This window comes from Agrobacterium sp. CNPSo 2736, assembly GCF_004005385.1.
GTDB lineage: Bacteria > Pseudomonadota > Alphaproteobacteria > Rhizobiales > Rhizobiaceae > Agrobacterium > Agrobacterium leguminum.
The window spans coordinates 192,552-212,976 of record NZ_RZTX01000006.1 but is presented as its reverse complement, the minus strand read 5'-3'; the positions used below and the strand labels follow the sequence as shown (position 1 = coordinate 212,976).

General features: G+C 59.3%; 16 protein-coding genes. 11 read left to right on the top strand and 5 right to left on the bottom strand.

Features of this window, described 5'->3' with window-relative positions; genetic code table 11:
- The first annotated feature begins 112 nt into the window (after positions 1 to 112).
- From EM858_RS12940 to EM858_RS12910, 7 genes are all read left to right on the top strand, one after another.
- Positions 113 to 787, top strand: a complete 675-nt coding sequence (locus EM858_RS12940; protein WP_031234333.1) for a GntR family transcriptional regulator — start codon at positions 113 to 115, stop codon at positions 785 to 787.
- Positions 788 to 1,096: 309 nt separating this feature from the next.
- A complete protein-coding gene (locus EM858_RS12935) occupies positions 1,097 to 2,419 on the top strand; it encodes an ABC transporter substrate-binding protein (RefSeq protein ID WP_236775831.1) in 1,323 nt (440 codons plus the stop codon).
- Between the two features lie 195 nt (positions 2,420 to 2,614).
- The gene (locus tag EM858_RS12930) at positions 2,615 to 3,508 is read left to right on the top strand and encodes a sugar ABC transporter permease (RefSeq protein WP_080820254.1); all 894 of its coding nucleotides are present in this window, start codon (positions 2,615 to 2,617) and stop codon (positions 3,506 to 3,508) included.
- A gap of 17 nt (positions 3,509 to 3,525) precedes the next feature.
- Positions 3,526 to 4,359: a carbohydrate ABC transporter permease gene (locus tag EM858_RS12925; RefSeq protein ID WP_020812374.1), complete on the top strand. Its 834-nt coding sequence runs from the start codon at positions 3,526 to 3,528 to the stop codon at positions 4,357 to 4,359.
- A 4-nt stretch (positions 4,360 to 4,363) separates the two neighbouring features.
- A complete protein-coding gene (ugpC, locus tag EM858_RS12920) occupies positions 4,364 to 5,431 on the top strand; it encodes a sn-glycerol-3-phosphate ABC transporter ATP-binding protein UgpC (RefSeq protein WP_080820255.1) in 1,068 nt (355 codons plus the stop codon).
- A gap of 24 nt (positions 5,432 to 5,455) precedes the next feature.
- Positions 5,456 to 6,409: a phosphoglycerate dehydrogenase gene (locus tag EM858_RS12915; protein WP_080820257.1), complete on the top strand. Its 954-nt coding sequence runs from the start codon at positions 5,456 to 5,458 to the stop codon at positions 6,407 to 6,409.
- 63 nt (positions 6,410 to 6,472) lie between these two features.
- Positions 6,473 to 7,396 carry a dihydrodipicolinate synthase family protein gene (locus EM858_RS12910; protein ID WP_080820259.1) on the top strand — a complete coding sequence of 308 codons (924 nt, stop codon included), beginning with the start codon at positions 6,473 to 6,475 and terminating at the stop codon, positions 7,394 to 7,396.
- 62 nt (positions 7,397 to 7,458) lie between these two features.
- On the opposite strand, the gene EM858_RS12905 is transcribed toward EM858_RS12910, so the two are convergent.
- Positions 7,459 to 8,592: an ROK family transcriptional regulator gene (locus EM858_RS12905; protein WP_080820261.1), complete on the bottom strand. Its 1,134-nt coding sequence runs from the start codon at positions 8,590 to 8,592 to the stop codon at positions 7,459 to 7,461.
- Between the two features lie 291 nt (positions 8,593 to 8,883).
- Between EM858_RS12905 and EM858_RS12900 the strand changes: the two genes are divergently transcribed.
- The 4 genes from EM858_RS12900 (at position 8,884) to EM858_RS12885 (ending at position 13,801) form a co-directional block, all read left to right on the top strand.
- A complete protein-coding gene (locus tag EM858_RS12900; RefSeq protein ID WP_080820263.1) occupies positions 8,884 to 9,876 on the top strand; it encodes an ABC transporter substrate-binding protein in 993 nt (330 codons plus the stop codon).
- A 101-nt stretch (positions 9,877 to 9,977) separates the two neighbouring features.
- On the top strand, positions 9,978 to 11,075 hold the full coding sequence (locus tag EM858_RS12895) for an ABC transporter ATP-binding protein (RefSeq protein ID WP_245482993.1): 1,098 nt from the start codon (positions 9,978 to 9,980) through the stop codon (positions 11,073 to 11,075).
- Positions 11,072 to 12,757, top strand: coding sequence for an iron ABC transporter permease (locus EM858_RS12890; RefSeq protein WP_080820265.1), 1,686 nt, complete (start codon positions 11,072 to 11,074; stop codon positions 12,755 to 12,757). Before EM858_RS12895 ends, EM858_RS12890 begins: the two co-directional genes overlap by 4 nt.
- 81 nt (positions 12,758 to 12,838) lie before the next feature.
- Positions 12,839 to 13,801 (top strand): hypothetical protein, encoded by a 963-nt coding sequence (locus tag EM858_RS12885; protein ID WP_080820266.1) that lies wholly within the window; start codon positions 12,839 to 12,841, stop codon positions 13,799 to 13,801.
- A 53-nt stretch (positions 13,802 to 13,854) separates the two neighbouring features.
- Here the strand turns inward: EM858_RS12885 and EM858_RS12880 are convergent, their stop codons facing one another.
- The 4 genes from EM858_RS12880 to EM858_RS12865 form a co-directional block, all read right to left on the bottom strand.
- Positions 13,855 to 16,599: a LuxR C-terminal-related transcriptional regulator gene (locus tag EM858_RS12880; protein WP_245482992.1), complete on the bottom strand. Its 2,745-nt coding sequence runs from the start codon at positions 16,597 to 16,599 to the stop codon at positions 13,855 to 13,857.
- A gap of 90 nt (positions 16,600 to 16,689) precedes the next feature.
- Positions 16,690 to 17,778 (bottom strand): DUF917 domain-containing protein, encoded by a 1,089-nt coding sequence (locus tag EM858_RS12875; RefSeq protein WP_080820270.1) that lies wholly within the window; start codon positions 17,776 to 17,778, stop codon positions 16,690 to 16,692.
- Between the two features lies 1 nt (position 17,779).
- Positions 17,780 to 18,868 carry a DUF917 domain-containing protein gene (locus EM858_RS12870; RefSeq protein WP_080821052.1) on the bottom strand — a complete coding sequence of 363 codons (1,089 nt, stop codon included), beginning with the start codon at positions 18,866 to 18,868 and terminating at the stop codon, positions 17,780 to 17,782.
- A gap of 10 nt (positions 18,869 to 18,878) precedes the next feature.
- Entirely contained in the window at positions 18,879 to 20,420 is a 1,542-nt protein-coding gene (locus tag EM858_RS12865; protein ID WP_080820272.1) for a hydantoinase/oxoprolinase family protein, read from the bottom strand.
- Positions 20,421 to 20,425 lie beyond the last annotated feature (5 nt).

The following is a 20,425-nucleotide window of genomic DNA, read 5'->3' as shown; positions in this document are numbered from 1 at the left end:
GAGTTTCATCTTCGACCGTGATTGAATCTCATTGGCAACCTTACTAACATGTTAGATACATGCATTGGAGGTTCGCTCATTGGTAGAGAAAAAGAAAAAGGATGGCCGTAGCCTGAGAAATGCGGAGGGGCACGTCAATCAGAGAGACCGCGCCTATTCCAGTTTCACGGAGCACCTTCTTTCCCGCCAGCTTCGCCCCGGACAATTTGTTTCGCAACGGCAATTGGTCGAGCTTACCCAGTTGCCGCTTGCGGCGATCCGTGAGCTGATCCCGCGCCTTGAGGCCGAAGGGCTGCTGGTGACGGTTCCGCAGCGTGGCATGCAGATTGCACAGGTCGATCTCAATCTGGTGCAGGATGCATTTCAGGTCAGGCTGTTTCTGGAAAAGGAGGCTGTCCAGATATTCGCGCGGCTGGTTAGCGATGAGACGCTGGAGGCCATCCGGCAGGAACATTTGGATATCATCGATGCCTGCAATGCCGAACCGGACGCCAATCACGTCTCCAGAGCCCTTGTGGACAGGGCGCAGGAACTGGATTCCCGATTTCATCACGGGATGATCGATTCCCTGCAGAATTCGATCCTCACCAATATCTACCGCGTGAACGCCATAAAAATCCGGCTGATCCGCCAGGCGCATACACAGCTCAATCCTCCGCTCGTCCTGCCCACGATGTACGATCACCTGAACCTTCTCGATGCGATTGCCTCACGCGATCCGGCCGCTGCAGCAGCAGCGATGGAACAGCACATTCACAATGCCAAAAACCGCGCGATCGCACGGTAGCCGCCCTTCTGGCGGGCTTTCCGGGCTGTTTTCCCATGCTTGGGGCAGCCACCCCAGAGCGTGACGTCAAATGAAACCGCTGCCGAATGCATAAGGGCGCCGCAGGTGGAATGTTGCTATCAATCAAGGTAACATGTTAGCTATTGCGGCAGTGAAATTTTCCTGCTAGCTTCCGTCTGTCTTGAGGGAGGAGATGCGGTCGCGCAGCAAATCCGCGCCGACCGGGAGGGAGAGGTATGCGCCCGCATTCTCATCCGGGGCGATACGTCATTGAGGAAAATAACCGAGATTTGGGAGGACATGATTGACATGAAATTTTTCAGGAACAGTCTTGCGGCGGCGTCAAAAATGGCAGCCCTTGCATCATGCGTCGTTTTTACCGGTTCGATTGCGGGAGCCGCCGATTTCAACTGGCGTTCACAGGAAGGCCAGACAATAAATGTTCTGTTCACGAACCATCCCTGGCCGAACGCCATCAAGGATATGACCAGTGAATTTACGGAAAAGACCGGCATCAAGGTGCGTGTCGAGATTCTCAATGAAGACCCGATCCGCGCGCGTCTGTCGACGCTCATGCAGGCCAGGTCATCGGATGTCGATGCCTTCATTTCGCTGAAAATCCGTGAGGGCGCGGTCTACAACAAGGCTGGCTGGTATGCCGATCTCAACCCGCTGCTGAAGGATGCGAGCCTGACCTCGCCGGATTTCAATTTCGAGGATTTCGGCGAGGGACTGCGCAAGAACGAGATTTTCGATGGCAAGCTGACCGGCGTGCCGATCAATGTCGAAGGTCCGCTGTTCTACTGGCGCAAGGATATCTTTGCCAAGTGCAACGTTCCTGAACCGCAATATCTCGAAGACATTCCCGCCGCCGCAAAAACAATTTCGGAATGCGACAAGTCGGTCAACGCCTGGACGGCGCGCGGCGTGCGCAATGCGATACCCTATCCGATGGCGTCTTTCGTCTTCAATCTTGGCGGCGACTTCAAGTCCGCGGACAAGACCAAGCCGGGCCTGTGCCAGGAAAAGACCATAGCCGGCCTGCAGATGTATGGCGATCTTCTGAAAACCTATGGCGCCGTCGGTGCTTCCAACCATTCCTTCCCGCAGGTCGTCGAGCTTCTCGGTCAGGGCAAGGTCGCCATGACGCATGAGTCCTCCAACGAATTCTCCAATATCGTCAAATTCCCCGGCCGCGCTGAAGATCTTGCCATCAAGGTGCTGCCGCCCGGCAAGGAGACCGGCATTTCCAAGCCCGTTGCCTTCGGTTGGGGGCTTTCGATGTCGAATTTCTCCAAACGCAAGGAGGCCACCTGGCTGTTCATGCAATGGGCAACGTCGCCGGAGATCGAGGCCCGTCTCATTCAGGCCGGTGTCGCGCCGCCGCGCAGCTCGGTCTTTGATGGTGCGGATATGAAAAAATTCACCGACGAATTGCCGATCCGCAAGAGCTGGGCCGACGCCATCAGGCAGATCAGCAAAACCGGCACCGGCGACTACGCATCGCCGACCGACAAGGTGCCGCAGACCCGCGAGATCATCGGCAAGGTGGTTCAGGATTACCTGCTCGGCAACAATACGATCAAGGATGGCGCCTGCGAGGCGGACAAGGCCCTGCTCGCCCTGCAATAATTCGCCGGCTCCAGGAATTCCTCCCGGGAAATCCGGTTCCGTGCTGCAAAGTCCGGAGCCGGATCCCCGGCGGGAAATATTGCTCTCCCCAATCGTTGCCCAGGCCGCCGGTCAGTTTCACGGCGAGCGGCCTGGCGCGGCTTGGGCCACGCAATTGCAGACACAAATATCATTTTCATGAGGGATCCCCGTGTGATGACCGCTTCGATGCCTTCCCGCATCTCCGGCCCCGGCCAGACCGTTCTTTCCTTTCGCTGGATGATGGCGCCCGCCGTAGCATTCGTCGGCTTGATGATCGTTTTCCCCATTCTTTATGCGATCTGGCTTTCGCTTCGCGAAAACTCGCTCGGCATGGACGACCGTTTCGTCGGTCTTGCGAATTATCTCGAGCTGCTTTCAGACGGGGAATTTCACAACGCCTTCATTCTGACATGGGTGCTTTATGGACTCGCGCTCGCCATGCAGATGGTAATCGGCACCTGGCTCGGTTTCACCCTCAACCGGGTGCGTAGCGCGCGCAATCTCGTTCGCACGGTGGCTGTCATGCCCTTCATGATGCCGCCGGTGGTCGTGGGCATGATGGCTATCGTCATTCTCGATCCGGCCGTCGGCGTTGCGAACTGGCTGCTCGGGGAGGTGGGGATCGGCCCGAGCCTCTGGCTCGCCGATCCCAAGTGGGTCCTTCTGACGGTTGCCGCCGTCGATACCTGGCAATGGTCGCCGCTGATCGGACTTCTGGTTCTGGGTGGCCTTCAGTCCCTGCCGACGAAGGTGTTCGAGGCGGCGGAAATCGATGGCGTGATCGGCTGGAAGAGGCTCGTTCACATCACCCTGCCATTGCTTGCATCGACACTGCTGTCCGCCGCGATCCTGCGCTCGGTCGATCTGCTGCGTTTCTTCGACGTGATCTACATCACCACGCGCGGCGGGCCGGGCAATGCGTCGACCACGCTCAATATCTATGCCTACCAGCAGGGCTTCGAGTTTTCCCGTTTCGGCTACGCCTCGGCCGGCATGATCACGCTCGCAGCCGTCGTCATGGTCACCGTCGTCGCCTTTTCCCGACTGCGACAGGCCGTCACCTGGTAAATCGAGGAGGAATTTTCATGCACGAACACGAGGCATATCAGCCTTCCCTTGCCGAAAGACTGCGCGGCGGCCTAAGCACCGCCATTCTGGTCATCGCCGCGATCACCCCGATCCTCTGGATGATCCTGTCGTCCTTCAAGGATCGTTATGAGGTGACGAAGCTGCCGCCGAGCCTCTTTTTCACACCCACCCTGGACAATTACCGCCAGCTTTTCGAGCGCACGGAATTTCTGTCCAATACGCTGAATTCGCTCATCGTTTCGACGGGTGCGACATTGCTCGGCATCCTGCTCGCATTTCCGGCGGCCTTTGCCGTCTCTTGGCATCGCACCACATGGCCCGCGACACTGGCGCTGTTTTCACGCATGGCGCCGGGCACGCTGTTCCTGCTGCCCTGGTTCATCATCTTTTCCGAACTTGGGCTGGTCGGTTCCTACACGGTGTTGATCCTGACCCATGCCGTCATCGCCATGCCGGTCGCCCTGTGGACGATGCTGCCCTATTTCGACGCCATGCCGCGCGAACTGGTGGAAGCCGCTCAGATGGACGGTTGCCGTCCGCTGTCGGTGCTCTGGCGCATCGTTCTTCCGGTGGTCATGCCCGGCGTGGTGGTGTCATCCATTCTCTGCTTCATCTTCACCTGGAACTATTTCCTGTTCGCTCTGGCGCTCTCCGGCTTCGACACCAAGACCGCCATCGTCGCGTCGTTCAATTTCATCGGCGAGGGCGTCACCAACTGGGGTGCGCTGATGGCCGCCGCAACCATGATCGCTCTTCCGCCGCTCATTCTTACCCTGCTCGTCCAGCGCCGCCTTGTCGCGGGCCTGTCCGCAGGGGCAGTCAAAGGATAATTCCATGGCCACTCTTTCCATCCAGAACGTCGTCAAGGCTTACGGCGCGCACCGTGTCATCCATGGCCTCTCCTTCGATATTGTCGATGGCGAATTCATCGTCTTCGTCGGTCCTTCCGGCTGCGGAAAATCGACGCTGCTGCGCATGATTGCCGGTCTGGAGAATTTTCAGGAGGGTTCGATCTCCATTGACGGAACGGTCGTCAACAGGCTCCGCCCCTGGGAGCGGGATGTGGCGATGGTGTTTCAGGAATATGCGCTTTATCCGCATATGACCGTGGAAAAGAACATCGGCTTTGCCCTGCGGATGAACGGTGTGCCGGAAGCGCAGGTGAAGCAGCGCGTCGAAGACGTGTCGCGCACCCTGCAGCTTACCCATCTGCTGAAGCGGCGCCCGCGCGAACTTTCCGGTGGCCAGCGCCAGCGTGTGGCGATGGGGCGCGCCATGGTGCGCGGACCGAAGGTTTTTCTCTTTGATGAGCCGCTCTCCAATCTCGACGCGCAACTGCGTGTCGATCTGCGTGCGGAAATCAAGCAGCTCCACCAGCGGCTCGGCAGCACCATGATCTATGTCACCCACGATCAGGTGGAAGCCATGACCATGGCCGATCGTATCGTTGTGCTGAAGGACGGTCACATCCAGCAGATCGGTGCGCCGCAGGAGCTTTACCGCAACCCGAGAACCCGCTTCGTCGCCGGTTTTATCGGTGCGCCGGCCATGAATTTCCTGCCCGTGCAGCTTTCGAAGGGTGTCGCAACCTTGCCGGATGGCACGCGCATCCCCGTTTCGGTCGAACGCCGGGACTATGAAGGTGCAGCGGAACTCGGCGTGCGGCCAGAACATCTTTCGCTGGATTCGGCCCATCGGCCTTCGTCGTCCGCCACGATTTCCGGTCCCGTTCAACTGATCGAACCATTGGGGGCCGACACGCTCGCCTTGCTGGATATTGCCGGTAACCGGCTGAATTGCCGTCTGCCGGGCGATATGGCGCCTGCGCCGGGCGAAATCCTGACCGTGAGTTTCGATCCCGATCGCTGCGTTCTGTTCGATCAGGCCGGTGCACGTCTTTAATCCGATTTTCCGAGAGACACTGAAATGAGCAAGACCGTACTGGTAACGGCAACGAATTATTCCCGCTATTGCGCGGACGCCAAGGCGATGCTGGAGGCGGAAGGTATCGACGTCGTTGAAAACGGCTTCGGGCGGCCGATGACATTTGACGAATTATCGGCAAGACTTGGCGAAGTCGATGCCGTTATCGCCGGTGTCGATACCTGGAACGACCGTGTTTTCGACCTTGCCCCGCGACTGAAGGCGATCGCGCGTTTTGGCGTCGGTGTCGATAATATCGATATCGATGCGGCCCACCGGCATGGCATCGCGGTGACGAATGCGCCGGGCGGCAATGCCAATGCGGTGGCCGAGCTGACGCTCGGGCTGATCCTTTCGGCAATGCGCCGGATACCCTATCTGCACGATGCCTTGCGCGGTGGCGCGTGGGACCGGTTCGTCGGGCAGGAACTGATCGGCCGTCGTGTCGGCCTCCTCGGTTTCGGTAACATCGCCCGCAAGATCGCGCGCAAACTCTCCGGTTTTGATGTGGAGGTGATCGCTTACGACAAGTTTCCCGACCAGGCTGCCGCAACGAAGCTTGGTGTGCGGATGTGCGAGATGGATGAGGTGCTTTCGTCTTCCGACATTCTCGTGATGATGATGCCGAGCCTGCCGGAGACACGCCGTCTCATGGATGCCGGACGTTTTGCCCGGATGAAACCCGGCTCGATTTTCATAAACACGGCGCGCGGAGCCCTTGTGGATGAGAAGGCGCTTTACGACGCCATCGTCAGCGGCCATCTTCAGGCAGCGGCGATCGATGTCTATGAGATGGAGCCTGCCTTGCCCGATAATCCGCTCTTCACCCTGCCGCAGATCGTCACCACGCCGCACACGGCCGCGGAAACCTATGAAACCTACACGTCTATCGGCCGGATTACCGCCGAGGCCGTGATCGATGTGCTCGCGAACCGCCAGCCACGCAACCAGCTCTGATCCACGCCGGCAAGGCTCCGCATCGGAATGCCGGGACCACATATGTTTGACAGGACGAAAACAATGACCAAGCGTATCGAAGGCATCATTCCCGTGATGATCACCCCCTTCAGGGGCGGCAAGATAGATTTCGAGGGCGTCGCCAATCTCGTGGAATGGTACATCGCCAATGGATCGGACGCGCTGTTTGCCGTTTGCCAGTCTTCTGAAATGATGTTCCTCACCCTTCAGGAGCGCGTGGAACTGGCTGCCTTTGTCAAGAAGGCCGCAGCCGGCCGCATTCCCGTCATTGCCTCGGGCCATATCAGCGAGACGCTTGAAGATCAGCAGAAAGAGCTCAATGCCATCGCGCAGACGGGTGTTGACGGCATGGTGCTTGTCACCAACCGGCTGGATGCCCGGCAGGAGGGCGGCTCTAAGTTTCTCGACGATCTCGGCTGGCTCCTTGAGCGTCTGCCTTCGGACCTGCCACTTGGTCTTTACGAATGCCCGGCACCTTATCGCCGTCTTATGACCGATGCGGAAATTTCTTTCTGCGCCAATAGCGGTCGTTTCGTTATCCTGAAGGATGTCTCCTGTGATCTTGAAACGGTCAAGCGGCGTGTAGCGCTCACCGCGAATACGCCGCTCGCCATCGTCAACGCCAATGCGGCAATTGCATTCGACGCCATGAAAGCGGGATCGCGCGGTTTCACCGGGGTCTTCACCAATTTCCATCCCGATCTCTACAAATGGCTGCTGACGGAAGCCAGCCGGCAACCGGAACTGGCTAACGAGCTGTCGGTCTATCTGGCGCTCGCCGCCATGGCGGAGCCTATGGGCTATCCCAAACTGGCGAAGCTCTATCACCAGCGCCTCGGCACCATAAGCGACATCGAAAGCCGTGCGGTGACGTTCGATATTCAGGAGCGTTTCTGGGCGATAGAGGCTCTTCTGGACAAGATCATGCAGGGCACGGAGGAATTCCGGCGGCGCATATCCAGATAGCGGCGTCCCCTGTCATCAACGGCCAGACAAATGCGAAAAACAGTTCTGCCGGCCATGGCATGTCATGCCCAGCCTTTCAGCGCCCGCCCGGAATAATAGCTGGGCGTGGTGGCGCGGTAGATTGGTATGCTGGCGGCGCCCAGATGAGGCAGGTCGCTCATGATCGATTTGCGTATTTCCGGAGGCTCGACGAAAAAATCTTCCCCGAGTATGTCCAGCGAACCGATACGCCCCACGATATGTTCGAGAATCCAGTCAGGCAACGATCCACCAAAAATGATGGCTGCTGGATCCATTGTGCGGGCGACCGTCAGTGAAAGCAGGCGAAGCTGATCCGTTGCCCGCTCCAGCCACGACACCACGGCGGGATGGTCGGCATAACTCTCGTCAATGTCCTTCAGGCGTCGAATGCCGACGCCTTGAGCAGCCAGAGCGTCGCACAGGTCCTGTCCCGAGGGACGGGGATGGGATTTTGGAAACAATCCGCCGAACTCGCCGGCATTGCCATTGGTGCCGCGATAGAGATGGCGCTGCACCACCAGCGCGCCGCCAATGCCATATGTCAGCCAGATCATCGCGAAATTTCGGATATTGCGGCCTGCACCATAATAGAGTTCCGAAAGAATGACGGTGTTGCCGTCATTTTCGTGAAAGACCGGGAAATCGAAATATGGTTGGAAGTCCTTTTCGACGTCGATATCGCGCCAGCTTTCAAACTGCTTGATGCGGAAGACATGGCCGCGATCCCGCTTGAAATGGCCGGGAAAGCTGATGCCGCAGCCCAGCACATCTTTCTTTTTTATCTTCGCTTTTTCAAGCACTTGCAGGGCGGATGCCTCGGCCATCTCCATAATATGCTCGAAACTGTGCCCTTCCAGTTCCGATCTGATTTCCTGCCTTATCGTGCCGTTGAGATCGGCCACGCAGACACGGAGATCGTCTGGATTGAAGTAGACCCCCAGCGTGAAAAGCCCGTTCGGGTTGATTTCGATGGCGGTGGACGGTTTGCCCCTTTTACCGTCGTTGCGGGCCTCCTCCGCTTCGACGATGAGGCCGGATTCCAGGAGATTGGCCGTCAGACGGGTAAGGGTCGGTGCGGAAACATTCATCTCCCGCGCCAGTTCGATACGCGACATGCCTCCCTTGCCACGCAAAATCTCGAGCAGACGCCGCTCATTGTAGCCGAGATCGATCAAACAAGTCTCCCGCGAGAAGTCACCGCCGATGAATAGCGCAAATCGTGCGATTGTACACCTCGGTTTGCCGGAAAACCTGCCATTGAGATTGAAGGGTTGCAAGTGAAAATCATAAAAAATTCTTTCTTTTCAATTATATATTTTATTTTAGCGTTCACGATAAATTCCGGCTTGACTAATTAATTTACGTAAAGAAAATAAATAATAGGCAGCGGGTGGCGACAGGCAAAATCAAAAAGAAATCATGTCGCAGGGCCGGTCTGTCAGGGAACAAAAAAACGGAGACCCCTTATGCGTAAATCATGCACTATTTTCGCGCGCCTTTTTGCCGGCGCCACTTTCCTTGCCAGCGCGGCTTTCGCTCATGCCGAAGGTACCGTCGTGGTCTATTCCGCCGCCCCGCAGCAGCTCATGGACGAATTGCTGCCCATGTTCGAAAAGAAAACCGGCACCAAGGTCGAGCTTGTCAAAGCCGGGTCCGGCGAGCTGATGAACCGCATCAAGGCGGAGAGCGGCAAGGCGGCGGGCGATGTGATCTGGAGCGTCGACGGGACGGTCATCGATTTCTCCGCCGACCTTTTCGAGCCATACAAGCCGGTTGAGGCTGCGTCGATCAACCCTGCCTTCTCACCGAGCGCGAACTGGGTGCCTTTCACGGCTGTCGTCACGGCCTTTATCGTCAATAAGGAGGCCCTGAAAGGCGCTCCCGTTCCGACATCCTGGGCCGATCTCGCCAAGCCGGAATATAAGGGCCTGATTTCGTCGGCCCGCGCCGATCAGTCCGGCTCGGCCTATATTCAGATGGCAACGGTATTGCAGGATTTCGACAGCGAGGAAAAAGGCTGGGAAATTTATACCGGCATCCTCGGCAACTCGGTTCTTTCCACCTCTTCAGGCGCGGTTCCGCGTTTCGTCAACGATGGCGAACAGGCCGTTGGCATTACGCTGGAAGATGCCGCGCTCCGCTATAAGCTCGGCAGCGCGCCGGTCGAAATCGTTTATCCGAAAGAGGGTACGGCAATTGCGCCTGATGGCATGGCGCTCGTGAAGGGAGCGCCGAATGCCGACAATGGCAGGGCCTTCATCGATTTCATCGTCTCCAAGGAAGCGCAGGAAATCGTGGTGAAGGCGGGTCGTCGTTCGGTTCGAACCGATGTTCCCGCCAATCCGGCTCTCGTTCCGCTTTCCGATGTTCCAGACGCGAAATACGATTTCAAATGGGCTGCGGACAATCGCGCGCGCCTGATGGAAAAGTGGAACGAGACATTGCTCGACGTTCAGTAAGATAATTGCCGGGGACGGCGCAGAAGCGGCGTCCCCCTTTATCCCATTCACAATTCGCTTTTCGTTTGTCCAGCGTGGTCACCGGCCGTGCAGGATCTGTCATGGAGCAGCACATGGCCGCCGTGGAAATTACCAGCATCAAGAAGAGTTACCGGGATGTCGTCGCCCTCTCCGACATCAATATCTCCATCCCCTCGGGATCGTTTTTTACGCTTCTCGGTCCGAGCGGATGCGGCAAGACGACCCTCCTGCGCACGATTGCCGGGTTTCACCAGCAGGACAGCGGTAGTATCAGCATCGAAAGACAGGCGATCGAACATGTGCCTGCGCATAAGCGCGATGTTGGCATGGTCTTTCAGGATTATGCGGTCTTCCCGCATATTTCCGTATTTGACAACATCGCCTTCGGTTTGAAGCAGCGCAAGGCGTCTTCCGCCGAGATTCGTGAACGCGTCGGCAAGATTCTCAATATCGTGCAGCTCGCTCCCTACGCCAAGCGCATGCCACATGAATTATCCGGCGGTCAGCAGCAGCGCGTCGGCCTGGCGCGTGCGCTCGTCATCAATCCGAAAGTGCTGTTGATGGACGAGCCACTATCCAACCTCGATGCGAAACTGCGGGTGGATCTGCGGCGCGAGTTGCGCGAAATCCAGCAGGCCATGAACATTACCACGGTCTATGTGACCCACGATCAGGAGGAGGCGCTTGCCATGTCCGATCTGGTCTGTGTGATGTATGGCGGCGTCATCCAGCAGGCCGCAGCGCCCTGGGAAGTTTATAACAACCCCGCCAACCGTTTCGTCGCCTCCTTCGTGGGGGCAAACAACTTCCTGACGCTGGATCGTTCGGGTGGCCAGACATCCATTTCCGGGCACAGGGTGGGGCTGCCACAGGTCGATGCCATTGCGCCGCAACGAACGGTCGTTGCCGCCATCCGTCCCGAAGCGATTACCGTTGGCTCGCGGGCAACCGATGGCGGAGACCGCATCGAACTACCTGTCACCATAAGACAGGTGAGCTTCACCGGCCGCGAGATGAATGTTGCCGCGGTACTGTCGTCGGGAGAGGAAATCGAGGCTATCACCAAGCCGTCGGCTGATATCATCGCCCTTCAGCCCGGCCAAAAAACGGTTTTCTCCTGGCCTGCTGTTGATACCAAGCTCTTTGGCGAGGGCGTTACCGGGGAGCGCCTGTCATGACGGATATGACTGCGACTTCAATGCCTGAAGGTTTTCGCCTGCGAATGCCGGGTTTCTGGACAAGCGTAACGGTACTCGCCGCTATCCTCCTGGGGATATTCCTGATCCTGCCGATCTTCAGCGTATTCTTCATCAGTTTCTTCGATGCCAAGACGGGTGCTTTCGGTTTCGGCAACTATGTTCAGGTGTTGACGCGGCGTTTTTATACCGTAGCATTGTGGAATACGCTCGTCATCGGCGTGCTCGGCATGTTGGGGGCCTGCCTGCTCGGTATTCCGCTTGCCTTCTGCACCTCGCGATACCGCATCAAGGGCCGCACCTTCATTGCCACCTTTGCTGTGCTGGTTCTGTGCGCGCCGCCTTTCATCGGCGCCTATGCCTGGATCATGCTGTTCGGCGCCAACGGTGCGGTCACCAATCTCCTGTCTTTCGCCGGCATTTCACTGCCGACCATCTACGGGATACCCGGCATCGTGATGGTCTTCAGCCTGAAGTTCTTTCCCTACATCTTCCTGATGACGGAAAATGCGCTGAACACCATCAACAAATCCTATGAGGATGCGGCGGAAAACCTCGGCTGCACGGCGTTCCAACGGTTCCGCAAGATCACCTTGCCGCTGGTCTTTCCGGCAGTCAGCACCGGTGCGATCATCTGCTTCGTATTGTCCATTGCAGACTTCGGAACGCCGGCAATCCTCGGCAAGGGCATCAGGACGCTCTCGACCATCGCCTATGCGCAATATACCTCCGAAATGGCCGGCACACCGACCATGGCAGTCACGATTTCCATGGTGATGATCGCCATTTCCATGGCCGCACTTCTGTTGCAGCGGCACATTCTCGCCAAGCGCCGTTATGCCAGTTCATTGACCAACCGGCCGGTAAAGCGCTCCATGCGCCCGCTGAAATCGTTTATCGTGCACGGTTTCTGCTATCTGGTCGTCTTTGTCGCCATGCTGCCGTCCCTTACAGTCATCTATACATCGTTCCTCGCAACGAACGGTCCCGTCTTTACAGGCGGTTTCGGGTTGGACAGCTATGCCCGCATTCTTCGCGATTCACCGCAGGCGATTGCCAACAGCTTCACCTTTGCGATTGCCGCCGTGGTGTTGATCGCCATCGTTTCCGGCCTGCTCTCTTTCATCGTGGTCAGGCGGGACAATGCAGTATCGGGTTCGCTCGATCTTCTGCTGATGGTGCCCTATCTGATACCCGGCGTCGTCATGGCAATCGGCTATGTTACGACGTTCCGTTATCCGCCTTTTGACATTACCGGCACGGCACTCATCATCATCCTGCTAGTGTTTATCCGCCGCCTGCCTTACGGCGTGCGCTCCACGACCTCGATCCTGCGGCAGATCAAGCCGTCCATCGAGGAGGCCGCGGTCAATCTCGGCGCTTCGCCGGCAAAGACGTTCATATCGGTGACGGTGCCGCTGATGTTGCCGGGTCTCATCATCGGTTCGTTGATGAGCTTCATCACCGCCATCAACGAATTGTCCTCGACGCTGATCCTCTACACGGCGCGGACGATTACGATGCCCGTGCTGATCTATATTCAGGTGATTGACGGTGAGTTCGGCACGGCCGCGGCACTTTCCACCTTGCTTCTCGTCAGCACCGGACTTTGCGTCTTCGTCGTCTTCCGGCTTTCGGAAGACAAGGAAGCCTCTTTCGTCTGAAACCATCAAATATCATTCAAAACTGCAGCAGCGGCGACCCATGTGTCGCCGCCAGCCTCCCTCTGCAAGGACACAAGAAAGATGAATATCGCGAGCTTTTCGCAATCGAAATACAAGAACGCCGCAAAGCCGGGGGACGATGTGGCACTTCTCATACCCGGACGGGTTCTGGCCGTTTTCGATGGTGCGACCGATCCGACCGGAGCAAGTTACGGTGGGCTTAGTTCCGGCCGCATCGCAGCCCTTGCCGCCGCCAATGCCGTTGCTGAGATGAGCCTTGACGGCAGGCTGGAAACGCTCGCCGCGCCCGCGCTTTTTCAGAATATCAGCGATATTCTGAAAAAGGAGGCGCAGCGCATCAATGCCGGCCATCCGCCATCGACCACCCTGGCGATCGTGGCGGATATGGGCGACAACTTCCGCCTGCTGCTTGCCGGCGATTCCGGCGTGAGGGTCAATGGCACCCGTCTGTTTCAGCATACGAAGCTGATCGATACGGTAAGCACTTCGGCGCGTATATTCGTGTTCAAACAGCTTCTCGCCGCCATCGGTGATGGTGATGTGGCCGAGGCGCGCACGCGTGCGACGATCTTTTCAGGCCTGCGTTCGGCTGTCGCAAACGGCATCATGACGGCGCGGGATGCGGAAAATGTCGTCATTGCCGCAGCGGGCATGAGCGGTCTCGAGAATAACATCGAAACGGTCGAGGAATTCCTGATGGGTGGAATCCGTGTCCAGCCGCAATTCGCAAACCGGCATGGGCATGTACTGGGTTACGCCTCGGTGAATGGCGGAACCGTCATGCAGGAGGGGACGGTTGACCTCCGCATCGCCAAAGACGGACTCTCGAGCGTTGAAATATTCTCCGACGGCTATTTATCCCTGCCGGTGGGGACGGATGTTGCAGCCTGGGAAGCGGAATTCGCGCGTGTCGAAGCGGCGGATTTTCACAAGCTGGGTGAGTATCCGTCCGTCAAAGGTTCGACAACGGCGGAATTCAGCGATGACAGGACCGTCATTTGCCTCAACCTGGTTCAAGGGTAGTCCAGTCTACGAGCCTCACCTGAGCCGGCCGACATCGCGTATCGATGTCGGCATCATTCGCGGTCGGTCAGCTTGAGATGTTTGCTGACGGAGACGGCCATGCCGCGCCGGCTGACGCCAAGCTTCGCGTAGATGTTCTTCAGGTGGAATTTCACGGTCGCTTCCGAAAGGCCGAGATCGCGGGCCATTTCCTTGTTGCTGCGGCCTTCGGAGAGAAGTTTCAAAACGGTGGTCTCCCGCCCGCTCAGCAGTCCGGCGGCATGTGTTGCGCCGTCATCATTGCCACCCAGCGGCATCACCATACGCGGTTGGCGGCCAAGGCCGTGTCCGACAATGCGGCTCATGAATTCCACCGCGTTCGGGCTGAATACCTTCAGGCCGAAACGGCGCACGATGGCGCGCAATGTGGTGGCAAGATCGTGCCCTTCATCGGTAAAGAGCTGCGTCGCTTCGTGAGCGCGGGCAAGGGCGATGGCCGATTGCAGATAGGCGAAGGCCTGTTGTTGCCGGCCCGCTTTCCACGATGCCTGTACCGCCATGATTTCGGCCAGCATGCGGTGATAGGCGCGGCCGGATGTCTTGGCGGAAAGGATCAGGGCTTCGAGCCTCAGCAATGCCTGCGGCGCCTGCTCCTGCGCAAGCGCGAACCGGGCGCTGGCGATGTCGAAATCATAGGCCTCGCGCCAGGTCCAGTTGCCGGGACCGCCCGCCTGTTTCAGGGTTTCCACCCGCTCCATCGCCTGCGTTGCCGACTCGATCATGCCGGCTCTGACGAGCAGATCGACACGCATGATCGCAGCCGCAGTCTTCAGGCGGGGCAGGTTGCGCTCCACCGCCACTTCCTCCGCCTTGTCGATTGCGGCAGCGGCGGCGTCGAAGCCGCTGACCTGAAGACGGCTGCGGGCCAGCAGCCAGAACAGGCGCATGAAAAGGTCGACCCAGCTTTCGCCGCGTATCAGCGGCTCCACGCATTCCGTGAGCGTCTGCTCGACATGAAGCACCTCACCGTGCTGATAAAGCACATCGGCAGTTGCGAGGCGGACGATGGCGAGCAGGTTCCTGTCCGTCCAGTGCACCCGTTCCACCAGTTCCTCGGCCTCCCGGCAAAACTGCAGGGCGGCGGAAAATTCACCGGTCAGTGTGCTGACGAGGCCGAGATGGATGAGCATGAAGACCTGGGCATAGGGCGTTTTTTCCTCACGATAATATCCGAGCGCCTTCAACGCCGCCCGCCGCGCCTCCTCAAGCTCGCCGGTCCGGGTGTAAATGATGCAGAGGTGGTTGAAGAGCCAGGCGAGTTCCCACGTGGCATGCGGCGGCAGGGCGGCGGCGGCCCGTTCCAGCCGTTGCGCCTCGGCAGGGCTCATGCGGCGGTCTTCATAAACATCGATCAGGCTGTCGATATGGTCGAGGACGCTACGGTCGACGGCGGCAAGTGCGGCAGCGGACCATTCGCCGTTTTCTTTCAGAATATCGAGCCGTTCGCGCCCGGCCGCCGCATTGCCGCGCTTGGAGAGCACCACGGCATAACAGACCATCAGGCCGGGCGATGCGTGCAGGATTTCCGGCGGAAAATTATCGATGAGGTGCTCCAGCACCTGATGCCCGGCCCGCAGGAAAATATCGACACCGCCGGCCTTGCCGATGATTTCTTCCGCCATATGGAAATCGCCGCTCTGGGCCGCGTGGGAAACGGCGCGTTCCAGATGGGCGCGGGTTGCAAACCAGAGGGCGGCCTGGCGATGCAACGCCTTCTTTTCCGTTTCCGAAACGAAGGCGGTGTCCCGTTCGAGGCAGGTGCGAAGCACGGGGTGCAGGGAGAGCCAGCCATTTGGCCCGTTTTCGATAATGGGATGCATCGCCTCCAGCATGGCCAGATCCTCCTCCGTCAAGCTGGGCAAACCGAGGTCGGAGGCGAGATCGAGACGAAATTCCGAGAAAGGCGACAATCGGCGCAGGGTGGACAGGAGCGCCGGAGAAAGCCGGTTGATGACGGTTTCGCGCGTGTAGTCCATCAGATCGGCATGGGTTCCGGCGAGCAACAGGCGGCGCTCATCTTCCGTCGGGCCTCCGGTCACGATGCCGGCGGCGAGTTGCGCCAGCGCGGGCCAGCCACGGGTGATTTCCATCAGGGGGTCGACAAGCGCCGCCATCGCGCCACGGGCCAGCAGCCGCCGCAGGTCGGATCGCCCGAATTCGAGCTCTCGCGCGGTCACCTCCGTCAATACGCCGCGTGCTTTCAGCCGGGCAAGCGGCAATTGCGCGGGAGAACAGGACGAGCAGGCGATGCGAAGCGTATCGGGCGCGGAAAGAATGAGCTGCTCCAGAAGCCGGTATCGGCTGCCGGTGTCGATTTCGTCGACATTGTCGATGAAAAGAATGGTCAGGCCCTCACGCCGAGCCACCGCTTCCATGGCGTCCGTCATCGCATCCTGCGTGTCCGCCATTGCGGCAAGGCCAAGCGATTGACGCAATTCACCGACGAAACGCTCAGGGGATGCAATGCCGGATGCGTTGAGCCAGGAGCAATGGGAAACCGCCGTATCGCGCATATCCGGCAAAGTAAGGGTGCCGTCCACCAGGCGCTCATAGGCCGCTTTCATCAGGGCGGTCTTGCCGAAACCGGGCGGGGCGCGAAGAACGACGATCTGTCTGGAAAGTCCTGCGGCCAGCTTGGAGAGCGGATAGGGTCTTTCGATGCCTGAAAAAAGCATGCGCGGCGGGCTGAAGCGCAACGCGGCGCCGGTAAAGGTTCTTACGGCATGCAACGGCTTTTCACGCAAGACACGGCTCGGCATCGGTCCTCTTTCGTCACTGAACGACCGGCCCCGGCCGGAATGATGTCCGGAAAGGGCAGGGCATTATCAGCGCCTGATGCCGGGCGTTCGTCAAGAGCCGAGTGGCCGGTAGGCTTGCGACAGGCCGAAGGCGGCGGGACCGAAGACGGCAAGCGCTTCCGGCGTGCGCATGATGGGCGGTACACGCACGGCAAGCACGTTCACGCGTTGCCCATAACGCAGCCTCTCGGTGGTGATGGCTTCGGCCGTGTCGATGTCGAGCACGGTGATGAGATCGGGAACGATCGCCAGCACGCGGCCGCTTTCCTCCTCGGCGACGAGATTTTCGTTCTGGATGCGGATTTTGACCTTCGGTTTCGAGGTGTCGAAGGGCTCGATGGTTGCAATCCCCACCGACCAGCCGTTTTCTTCCTTGCGGGCGACATCGCAGACCTTGCCGGAGGTGATGATTTCGGCATGGCCGTAATGCGTGCCCGCAAAAAAATCGACAAGCGCCCGGACCGGGTCGAGATGCCCTGCGACCGCCTCGCGCAGGGTCCGGCCAATGCCGACGGCAAGCGACATGGTGGCCGGCACCGAGACGCGTTTTGCCGTTGCGCCATCCATGCCGTAATTGACGATATAGGCCTGCCCGCCCATGCGGATGGTTACGCCACGGGCCAGCCACTCGGCCTTTGCGGCGTCTTCGGTCTCGATCAGCACGCGGTTGCCGCGTTCATCGGCCACCGCCACCGGGCTTGCCGGCACGCCGTAGACGTTGAAGGTTTCCATTTCGAGCTGCGGGAAGGCGCGGCCCATGCCGTCCGCATCGATGACCGGCACGCGCTTTTTGGCCGCCAGCACGATGGGTATCATGGAATTGATGCCGCCCGCCTCGAAGGGAATGATGGCGCCGACATCGATACCGGTGTGGTCCTCATAGGTCTCAAGCGCAAGGTCGCCTTCTTCGCCCGAGGGAATTTTTTCGATCAGAATGGTGGGCGCTCCCATCGCGCCGCAGGCGACAACGGCTGCGCCATCGGGCACCGCGTCGAGCGAGATCAGGTCCACCGACCCGTATTTTTCAATGGCGGCCTTGGCCAGAAGTTTGCCGATATAGGGATCGCCGCCGCCGCCGGTGCCGAGAACGGCCGCGCCGACGGCCAGATCGTCTATGTCCTGCTCCGTAATGATTGCCATGTCAGTCGATCTCCTCGATGGAGGTAAAGGGTTCCTTCAGGCCGAAGCAGGCCGGGCCGAAGACGTTGAGCGCTTCCGGGGTGCGCATGATCTCGGGCACCGAGACGGCGACCACGGTGACGCGCTGGCCGTAACGCAGGTTTTCGCTGGTGATTGGCTCGGCGGTTTCCGTGTTCATGATCGAGATCAGGTCCGGCACGATGGCTCTTACCCTGCCATCCTGCCTGGCGATCAGGTTCTCGTTCTGGATTTCTATTTCCATCTGCGAGGTAAATGGCGCGACGGCTTCGATGCGGGCGCGGCCGATGGTGAAACCGGCTTTGGTTTCGCGCATCACATCGACGATCTTTCCCTGAAAGATGACGCGGCCATAACGGTAAAGCGTGGAGGGCAGGAAGCCGAGAAGCGCCTCGATGGGATTGATGTGGTCCTCCTGCGCCTTGCGCAACACCTTGCCGATGTGGATCGCCAGTGTCAGCGTATTGGGAATTGCCGTGCGCTTCACCTCCGCGCCGCTCATGGCATATTCCGCAATATAGGCGCAGCCGCCCATGCGAATGGCGACGGCGCGGGAGAGCCATTCCATCTGCCTGTTATCGACGGCTTCGATCAGCGCACAATCGCCCCATTCGTTGCTGACCGCCATGGGGGAACCGGATATGCCGTAAACGCCGAATGTTTCCATTTCGAGAAACGGAAAGGCGCGCCCCATGCCGTCTGCATCGACGATGGGCAGGCCGAGCCGTGCGCCGACGACCAGCGGAATGGTGGAGTTGATGCCGCCTATCTCAATGGGCATGGTGTAGCCGGCTTTTTTACCGAGCCGTTTCTCAAGGCGACGGAGCGAGAAGATGGCCTCTTCGCCAGACGGGATTTTCTCCACCAGCACGGTCGGCGCACCCATCATGGCTGTCGGAATGACGAGACTGTCGTCCGGCAACTCGCTGGGGTCGATCAGCTCGACCTCGCAGCCTTCGTCCAGGCATTGCTGCACCATCATGCGCCCGACATAGGGGTCGCCGCCGCCGCCGGTTCCGAGAAAAGCCGCGCCGACGGCAAGATCGGCAAGATGTTCGCGTGTGAGTTTCATCGCCATGCCCTCAACCGATCACTAGGTCGCCGACCGCCTTGACGCGGATGCGGGTGGCGCTGCCTGGGAGATAGGCGAGCGGCACTTCCTCGATATCCATGATCTTGACGGAGGCTGCAGTCGCCCCCGCCTTTACCGCCCGTTCAGAAGCCTCGGCCTTTGCGCTCGCCAGAACGGCGTCGCGCGATGTGCCTTCCAGCGAGAAGATGCGATCCACCTCGCCGCCCACCTGTGCGATGGCGGCGCCGATGGCATTGGCGACGGAAGCGTTTTCTGGCCTCAGAACTTTCGATGCCGAAGGCAGGTCGCGCGAGACCAGAATGGAACCGCCGCCCACCAGAATGACGGGGAGCGGATCGGCGCTGGTCTTCATGCGGTCCACGGCCTCATCGACCATGCGGTGCATGGTGTCCAGTGCGGTTTCGATGGTTTTTGCGGGAATATGCGCAACGCGGGAGCGGTCGCCGATATCCTCCAGACCGGCCGCCACGACGATATCCGTGGTTGTCAGCGTATCGCCGCCGAAAACCAGCGCCTTGCTGGTGATCTCGTAACCGACGGAATCGGGGCCGATGCGCTTACCCTCGTCACGCACGAGAGAGCCGCCGCCAAGCCCGATGGCCAGCACGTCCGGCATGCGGAAATTGGTGCGCACACCGCCAATATCGACCGCAACCGCCGATTCTCGCGGAAAACCGTGAACGAGCATGCCGACGTCCGATGTCGTGCCGCCAATATCCACTACCATGGCTTCCTTGACGCCGGCCAGCATGGCAGCGCCACGCATGGAATTGGTGGGACCGGAGGCGAAGGTGAGGACGGGATAACGCTCCACATAGTCGGGAGACATCAATGTTCCGTCGTTCTGGCTGATGAAAAAGGGCGCCTTGATGTCCAGTTCCTTCAGCGCGCTGCGGAAGGAGGAGACAACCTTGCGGGAGAGCTCGGCCAGCGAGGCATTCATGATCGAGGCGTTTTCACGCTCAAGAAAGCCTACCCTGCCGATTTCATGGCTGAGCGAGATGGTGACGTCAGGAACCGCGTCGCGCAGGATTTCGGCAGCACGAAGCTCCATTTCCGGCGTGACCGGCGAAAAAACCGAGGTGATGGCCGCCGTCTTCAGGCCGCGTTCGCGCACGGTGGCGGCAACCTCCATCAATCCCTTTTCATCGAGAGGCGCGATGGTGCGCCCGTCGAATTCATGTCCGCCGCGCAGCATGAAGGTGTGGCGGCCAAGCGTGTCGGCCAAGTCCTTCGGCCAGTCGGTCAGCGGCGGCAGGCCCTTGGTGGCCGGCAGGCCGAGGCGGATGGCGGCGACTTCCAGCAGGCGCTTGCGCTCGACCACGGCATTGGTGAAATGGGTCGTGCCGATCATCACCGCCTGAATTTGCGAGACGGACACACCGGTCATGCCAAGAAGCTTTTTCAGCACCGCCACAATGCCCGAGCCGACATCGGCCGTTGTCGGGCTTTTGCAGGCGCCAATGACCGCTGCCCCATCCATAAGGGCGGCGTCGGTATTCGTGCCACCCACATCAATGCCAATACGCATGTCTT

What these genes read in the sequence shown, in the direction of transcription:
- EM858_RS12935 (WP_236775831.1), top strand. Translation starts at nt 1,097, where the DNA reads ATGAAATTTTTCAGGAACAGTCTTGCGGCGGCGTCAAAAATGGCAGCC.
- EM858_RS12930 (WP_080820254.1), top strand. Translation starts at nt 2,615, where the DNA reads ATGACCGCTTCGATGCCTTCCCGCATCTCCGGCCCCGGCCAGACCGTT.
- EM858_RS12925 (WP_020812374.1), top strand. Translation starts at nt 3,526, where the DNA reads ATGCACGAACACGAGGCATATCAGCCTTCCCTTGCCGAAAGACTGCGC.
- ugpC (WP_080820255.1), top strand. Translation starts at nt 4,364, where the DNA reads ATGGCCACTCTTTCCATCCAGAACGTCGTCAAGGCTTACGGCGCGCAC.
- EM858_RS12915 (WP_080820257.1), top strand. Translation starts at nt 5,456, where the DNA reads ATGAGCAAGACCGTACTGGTAACGGCAACGAATTATTCCCGCTATTGC.
- EM858_RS12910 (WP_080820259.1), top strand. Translation starts at nt 6,473, where the DNA reads ATGACCAAGCGTATCGAAGGCATCATTCCCGTGATGATCACCCCCTTC.
- EM858_RS12900 (WP_080820263.1), top strand. Translation starts at nt 8,884, where the DNA reads ATGCGTAAATCATGCACTATTTTCGCGCGCCTTTTTGCCGGCGCCACT.
- EM858_RS12895 (WP_245482993.1), top strand. Translation starts at nt 9,978, where the DNA reads ATGGAGCAGCACATGGCCGCCGTGGAAATTACCAGCATCAAGAAGAGT.
- EM858_RS12890 (WP_080820265.1), top strand. Translation starts at nt 11,072, where the DNA reads ATGACGGATATGACTGCGACTTCAATGCCTGAAGGTTTTCGCCTGCGA.
- EM858_RS12885 (WP_080820266.1), top strand. Translation starts at nt 12,839, where the DNA reads ATGAATATCGCGAGCTTTTCGCAATCGAAATACAAGAACGCCGCAAAG.
- EM858_RS12880 (WP_245482992.1), bottom strand. Translation starts at nt 16,599, where the DNA reads ATGCCGAGCCGTGTCTTGCGTGAAAAGCCGTTGCATGCCGTAAGAACC.
- EM858_RS12875 (WP_080820270.1), bottom strand. Translation starts at nt 17,778, where the DNA reads ATGGCAATCATTACGGAGCAGGACATAGACGATCTGGCCGTCGGCGCG.
- EM858_RS12870 (WP_080821052.1), bottom strand. Translation starts at nt 18,868, where the DNA reads ATGAAACTCACACGCGAACATCTTGCCGATCTTGCCGTCGGCGCGGCT.
- EM858_RS12865 (WP_080820272.1), bottom strand. Translation starts at nt 20,420, where the DNA reads ATGCGTATTGGCATTGATGTGGGTGGCACGAATACCGACGCCGCCCTT.